We start from the raw sequence: 6,380 nt of genomic DNA on the forward strand, positions 1-6,380 counted from the left end.
GCCCAGACTCCGTTCCGAAAGGGGGAGTTCTCACCGTAGGAAGCGGCGGCGAGACCATCCATGCCACAGCCTCTCGGGCTCCTGTCCGATCGTCTCCCGTTGCCTCCCCGGCCGATACAGTCGAACCATGGACGTGCTCAGCGACGCCGTGGCCGCCATGCGCACCGGGCGCCCGCACGCCGGCCGCCGGCGGATGCCCACGCGCTGGCGGGTGCGGGCGGAGCCCACGCCGGGGGCCGGTTTCCACGTCGTGCTCCAGGGCGCCTGCTGGGTGCTGGCCGACGGCGAGGACGAGCCGGTGCGGCTGGGGCCCGGTGACGCGCTGCTGCTGCCGCACGGCAGCGGGCACCTGCTGGCCGACTCCCTCGATTCCCCGGACCCTCGCGGTGCCGCCGCCCCGCCCCTGAGCACCCTGCCGGACTGCGCGGACCCCCACACCGTGATGCTGTGCGGCGCGTATCTGCTGGACCGCGCCCGGCCGCATCCGCTGCTGGCCGAACTGCCGCCCGTCATCCACCTCCCCACCCGCGTCGGCCGCCACCCGTCGCTGCGCGGCGCGATCGACCTGCTGGGCGCCGAGCTGGCCGGGCCGCCCCGCCCCGGCGCCGACGGCGTCCTGCCCGCGCTCCTCGACACGCTGCTGCTGTACCTGCTGCGCGCCTGGTACGAGGAGCGGGCGCAGGAGGAGCCGGGCACGGGCTGGGCCTCCGCGCTGCGCGACCCCGCCGTCTCGGCCGCGCTGCGCGCCATCCACCGCGAGCCGGGCCGGTCCTGGACGGTGGAGGCGCTGGGCGCCGAATCCGGCCTGTCCCGGGCGCCGTTCGCGCGCCGCTTCGCCGCGCTGGTCGGCCGGCCGCCGCTGGCTTACCTGACCTGGTGGCGGATGACGCTCGCCGCCCGGCTGCTGCGCGACTCCGAGGCGCCGGTCCGGTCGGTGGCCGAACGCGTCGGCTACTCCTCGGAGTTCGCCTTCGCCAAGGCGTTCAAGCGGGAGTTCGGGCTGGCCCCGGGCCGGTACCGGCGCTCCTAGAGTGCGGCCGAGCGCGCTGCCGCGGCGAGGACGCTCTGGGTATGGGCGGGTAGGCCGAGGCGGTTCCAGTGGAAGATGACGTGGTAGGCGAGAACGTGGCGCAGGCCCCGGTCGAGTGTTCCTTCCCGGGCCGCCGCCCCGAGGATCTTGCCTGTCCGGCGGAACGCGGTGGCCCATGCGGCAGCGAACGCCGCGGGGCCGTCCGGGCCGAGCATCGGGCCGTCGAGTGCCGTGTCGGCGAGCATCAACTGGCGCAGATCCTCAACCATCCGCCGGATCCGGTTCGGTGGGATGTCGGCGGGCAGGGGCCGTTCGGCGGCGACGCGGTGCCACACATCGCCCATTTCGTACCACTCCAGGCCCGCGGCGCGCATCAGGATGGTGCACAGCAGGATGGAGAGTTCGCGGCGGCCGAGCGCCGCGCCACCGTGGCCGTGCAGGCTCAGAATGGCGTGACTGTCGGTGTGGAACAGATCGTGTGCGACTGTCATGGTTGCGGTGCCGCCGAACGCAGCCGTTTCTGGTTCGTAGATGCCGGTCCACCAGCGTGCTATGCGGTTGTCTGCGACAAGTTGTTCCATGGCGGTGCCGATGCCGGTCTTCGCTCCGCTGCGGGGGTGTATGCGGAGGCGCAGTCGCCAGCAGGGGTGTTTCCTGATGAACCACCAGGCGGTGATGTCACCGTTGGTCTCGGCGCGGTGCATGAGTGGGGCGAGGTGGTGGGCGGCGGTCTTCTCGGCGTCCTGCCAGTCGGTGAACTGGACGTAGAGCTGCCACCAGTCGGGAGTGGCCGTTTGTTGTTCGAGGGCCTGCCGGCCGGCTTGGTGGTAGATACTGACGGCCGTGGCCAGATCGGTTGGCTCCATGCCGGCGTGCGCGGCGGCGGTGTCGAGCGGGGCCCCGGACAGGACGTCCAGCAGGGCGCGGACGGTCCGGTCCAGCGTGGTCCTGTGTTCGCTGTCCGAGGCGCGGTTCAGTCGATCAGCAGGCATGCGTCCCATCCGGAGATCGGCACGACGTTCCGTGCGGCGGTGAGCAGAGCCAGGGCGGTGCCCGCGTTGCCGTCCAGGAACCCAGGCACGTCTTGCGAGGTGGGCTGGGCATGGCGGGCCAAGCCCTCGGCCAGCCGGGGCAGGAATGCGGCCAGCGTGGGGGTGGTGGCGTCGTGGGCGGCGTGCCAGACGGTCTGGTGGACGCCGGCCCAGCCGTGGCACAGGCCCGGGTCGGTGAGCCGCGCGAGTTGGGCGGGGTCGGACAGGCAGGCGGCGAGGGCGTGTTCGGCCATGCGCTGGCGCGTGGTGTCCCCGGTCGCGATGGCGGCGAGTTGCTGGGCGCGGGCGATGCCGGGGGTGCCGTAGCACCAGCTGGGGCGGGCGGGGCCGGGCTGGCTGGGATGACCGGTGCGCAGGTCGTCGAAGCTGACGCACTCCGGCCACCACGCACCCGTCTCACCGTCTTGTTGCCAGGTGTCGAGCCAGTCGCAGATGGTCGCGATCGCTTCGTGCTGGCCGTTCACGGTGATCCCGCGTCGTGCGGCCTGGCTGAGGAGCATGAGCGGTCCGGTGATGCCGTGGGCGGCGCCCAGATTGCCATGTCCGCGCGGGTAGCGGGCGGAGGTTCGTGTGTGCGGGTCGTGGGCGACCCACCAGCCGGGCAGAGCCTGCCCGTCGCCCGGCAGGGGCTCGGTGAGTGCGGTGAGGTAGCGCAGGATGCGTTCGAGGGCGCTGCCGCCTGGGTCGTGGCGCAGCAGGTGCGCGCCAATGCCGACCAAGCCGTAGAAGATGTCGTACTCCCGGAAGACAGGGCAGTCGCCTCGGTCAATGCGGGCCATGGCGGACTCGGCGCGGCGGTGGGCCAGCTTGGTGACGTGCGCGTCCATGGTGGCAAGAGCGTCGCGGTAGCGCGTGGAGGAGCCCGCGCTGGCGGCGTGCAGGATAAAGGCGATGGCGGGCGCGCCGAGGAACAGGCCGGTGGTGTCTGCGGCGCTGATCTCGCCCGTCACGGCGTCTCTGATCCAGGCGTGTGCCTGCTTCCAGCTCCCTTGCCGGGTGTGGGCGCGTTCGATGTGGAACAGAGCGATGCCAGCAGCGCCGGTGGCGAGGGACTGTGCCGCCCACGGTTCGTCCGGAGGCGCGGCTTCGGGGGTGGTCAGGTGTGCCGCGAACCGATTCACCGCGTCAGCGAGATTGAGGTGTGCCTGAGCGGTCACTCGGGTCTGCCGATGGTGTAGCGCAGTGCGCAGGCGCGTGCGAGGCGGCCGGTGACGCGTTCGGTGTCCTGATTGACGCCGAGGGCGCGCACGTGATGGAGGTGGAGCAGGGAGCGCAAGACCGTGAGCGGTTCGCGCTGGAGGGTCAAGTGTTCCCGGTAAGCGGTCAGCGCGGTGGCACGTGCCTTCCAGGCGGCGACTACCTGGTCGCCACCCGGCAGGGACCGGAGCGTCGCCCAGCGGCGGCGGGGGTCGGCGAGTTCGAGGGCCTGGTCACGCAGGGCGCGCTCCAGCCGACCGTGTTCGGCGGGCAGGTGCTGGACAAGCCAGCGAAGGCCGTCCGTGACGGAGAGAGCGAAGTGGGTGGCCAAGTCGACCAGGCTGGCGGCAGCGAGGGCTTGCGGCTGTACCTCGCCCAGGTCTGCCATCCGAATCTGGGCGAGGGCCGCGGCCGAGTCTGCGGTGAACACCGCCTCGGCGGCTCGCATCGCCGCGCCGTGACCGTAACGCCCTGTCTGGGGCTCGCAGGTGGCGAGCGTGATGTGCGACGCCAAGCGCTGGTGCCGCAGGTGGTCTGCCCAGTCGTGGAACTGTTCGGCAGCTGGGCCGTAAGCGCTGGGGTCGGGCAGGCGCATGGACAGGATGAGGTATTGATCGGCTTCGGGGCGGCTCATCTCGCGATGGCGGCTGAACCACCATGTCGGTGCGTTCTCAAACGAAGCGGTCAGGACCGGCAGAAGCTGCGTAAGGATCTCGTCGTGGCGCGCGGGGTGGGCATAAAGGTGCGCGTGGAGGCTGGCGGAGCGGCCGGGCAGACGCCCGGCGTCGACAGCGACGGTGTGAGCTGGCGTGGACAGGGATTCGGGGCCGGCGGGCGTGCTGAGGGTGAGGGGCAGGAGAAGTTCGTGGGCGCGGCCAAGCCAGGCCAGTTCCTCAGGGGCGGCGGCTTCCCGCAGTTCGAGGCGGCGGGCGCCGTCCAGGCCGGTGCGGAGCAGGAGACGGTGAACAGGATGGGTAAGGTCGAGGGGCAGCCGCTGGTCGTTCTCCACCAGAGAGATCCGCTCGGGCATGCGCAACCTTGCCCGCCATGCCTCAAACGCGGCGTCCCAGGCGGCCATCGCGGCGGCGCGGTGGGGCAGGTCCTGGGCGGTGAGCAGCCACCGGGCCGGGGCAAGGATGGTGCGCTTGTAGCGCACGCGCGGCAAGTAGGGCAGGTGGTTGGCGGCGCCGAAGTCGAACGCCTTGTAGACGGCTGAGCGGGCGGTGGTGATCTCCGCAAGGAAACGTGCGAGGGGCGGGGTGTGGATTCCGGCTTCCAGGGCGTGCGGGACCCGCGGTTCGATGCACCGTCCGGTCGAGAGCTGGATGAGGAAGAACTGGCGAGCGTCTGCGGTGACCGCGAGGTCCGTCGGCGCGATCACTTCTTCGTGCGGTTCCCGGTGTTCGGCCACAGAGATCACGTGCGGCAGGAACTGCTGGGTGCGGGTGACGTTGTCGTTGCGCCGTCGGCGCGGTGCGAACGACAGCTGCGCCGCGACCGCATCCGGGTCAGCCGCTCGATAGGTGTCGGCCAGCCGGGCTTGGTCCTTCTCAGGCAGCAGGTGGGCGAAGCGTCCGGCCATGCTGCTGCCGGGCCTGGGCGTCCCGGTTACGACCAGGCGGAAGGATCCGCGTGTCAGGGCGTTCAGGGCCGTGGCGTGGATTTCGACGGACACCTCCGCCCGCGGCACGGGAATGACATCCGCACCGTCGCCGACCAGGTCGCCGATCACGGGCTCGGTCAGGACGATTTCGCCCGAGCCGTCCAGCATGGCCTGCTGGATCAGGGCGAGAAGCTTCTCGTCGCGCTCGGTGAGTTGGGGCTCGGCGCGTTGTCGCCCGGAGCCGAGGTAGCCGGCCGGTAAGCCCAGGCCGCTGTCGGCCACCAGGTCAAAGAGGGGAACGACCGCGCCTGGCCCATACCGTGCCCTGAACCGGCGGTGGTAGTCGCGCCACTGCGGGTAGCCGAACGGGTAGGGCGAAAGCCGGTACAGGACACCGGCGGCCTCTTGCGCTTCGTGAACGACCTGCTCGGGAATTTGAATATGGCAGTCCAGGGCCGTGTCGACGACCACCGGGACGGGTGCGATGTCGCTGACCGCCTTCATCCGCTTGACCACAGCGTTCCTGGCCGGCCACGCGGCGGGGCCGCCTTGTGCGAGTTCGTCGCGTATCGCGTTCAGCCGGCACACCAGCTCAGCAACTTCGGGAATGGTGCAGGCATCGGCCGCATCGAGTACGGCACACACATGCGCAAGAGCGTCCAGACAGGTCGCCGGGGCCCACAGACTGCTGATCAGCACGTGCTGGGCGACCAGACCGGCGAGCATGGCATCGATCCGATCGGCGGCGGCCGGCGACCGCCTGGTGAGCCATGCTCGCAACTCGCCGTAGACGATGGGCGTTTGTGCACTGGCCAGGGCAGCGGCCACCGGCCGGGTGTAGCGCACGGACACCTCGATGGGTGCGAGCAGGTGCGCGCGTCCATCAGCCGACGGGCCCGGCACGACGAACCGGCCGCCTCTCATCTGCCCAGCACTGTTGGCGACGACGGGCAGGCGTTCCAACAACTGTGAGCACTGGTGCAGGCGGGCAACGATGTCGGTGAGCCAGTCCGCGTCCGCCCGCACCGCCGTGTGGTGCTTTCCTCCCCACGTCACGATGGGATCCGCCCCGATGCGAGCCGGGGCGACCCCGGCGAACAAGCCGAAGGGCGTCGGGCGCCCCTGCCAGCGCAGCAGATAGGAGGCCAGGGAGACAACGGTGCGCCGCACCCGCCGCAGGTCGCAACGCCCCCCGTTCAGGATGTCGTCAATCTGCTGGCACAACGACGGGCTGGCGATGCTCACGGCGTCGTGGATCCCATCGCGCTGCCACACCTCGGCCAGCCACGCCCGACCTCGCGCCGTCCCGTTTTCGCCGGACAGATCGAGATCTTCGGGCAGAGACAGGGCGCCGGGATCAGTGGTGGCGCGCAGCAGCGCGCTGCCCTGCCACCGGTAGTGGACTGCTGATCGTGCTGCCATCGGCTGCTCCGTCGATGCTCAACTTGCGCGGGCCGGGGTGGGGGGGGGGGGGGGGCGCCCCCCCGCCCCCCCCCCC

Annotated in this window: 4 protein-coding genes; 1 reads left to right on the forward strand and 3 read right to left on the reverse strand. The window is 71.2% G+C overall.

What is annotated here, in order from left to right; all coding sequences use genetic code 11:
• The first annotated feature begins 127 nt into the window (after positions 1-127).
• Positions 128-1,030: an AraC family transcriptional regulator gene (locus RM590_RS31345; RefSeq protein ID WP_311708165.1), complete on the forward strand. Its 903-nt coding sequence runs from the start codon at positions 128-130 to the stop codon at positions 1,028-1,030.
• Here RM590_RS31345 and RM590_RS31350 read toward each other — a convergent pair.
• From RM590_RS31350 to RM590_RS31360, 3 genes are read right to left on the reverse strand one after another with little or no spacing between them, the layout of a single operon-like run.
• Positions 1,027-2,022, reverse strand: coding sequence for a thiopeptide-type bacteriocin biosynthesis protein (locus RM590_RS31350; RefSeq protein ID WP_311708166.1), 996 nt, complete (start codon positions 2,020-2,022; stop codon positions 1,027-1,029). The genes RM590_RS31345 and RM590_RS31350 overlap by 4 nt on opposite strands.
• Positions 2,004-3,203, reverse strand: a complete 1,200-nt coding sequence (locus RM590_RS31355; protein ID WP_311708167.1) for a lanthionine synthetase C family protein — start codon at positions 3,201-3,203, stop codon at positions 2,004-2,006. The genes RM590_RS31350 and RM590_RS31355 overlap by 19 nt, the downstream gene beginning before the upstream one ends.
• A gap of 32 nt (positions 3,204-3,235) precedes the next feature.
• On the reverse strand, positions 3,236-6,304 hold the full coding sequence (locus RM590_RS31360) for a lantibiotic dehydratase (protein WP_311708168.1): 3,069 nt from the start codon (positions 6,302-6,304) through the stop codon (positions 3,236-3,238).
• Between the last annotated feature and the right edge of the window lie 76 nt (positions 6,305-6,380).

This window comes from Streptomyces litchfieldiae (genome assembly GCF_031845365.1).
Classification (GTDB): domain Bacteria; phylum Actinomycetota; class Actinomycetes; order Streptomycetales; family Streptomycetaceae; genus Streptomyces; species Streptomyces litchfieldiae.

Excerpts from the sequence above, each read along its gene's own strand:
- RM590_RS31345 (WP_311708165.1), top strand. The coding sequence starts at position 128 with ATGGACGTGCTCAGCGACGCCGTGGCCGCCATGCGCACCGGGCGCCCG.
- RM590_RS31350 (WP_311708166.1), bottom strand. The coding sequence starts at position 2,022 with ATGCCTGCTGATCGACTGAACCGCGCCTCGGACAGCGAACACAGGACC.
- RM590_RS31360 (WP_311708168.1), bottom strand. The coding sequence starts at position 6,304 with ATGGCAGCACGATCAGCAGTCCACTACCGGTGGCAGGGCAGCGCGCTG.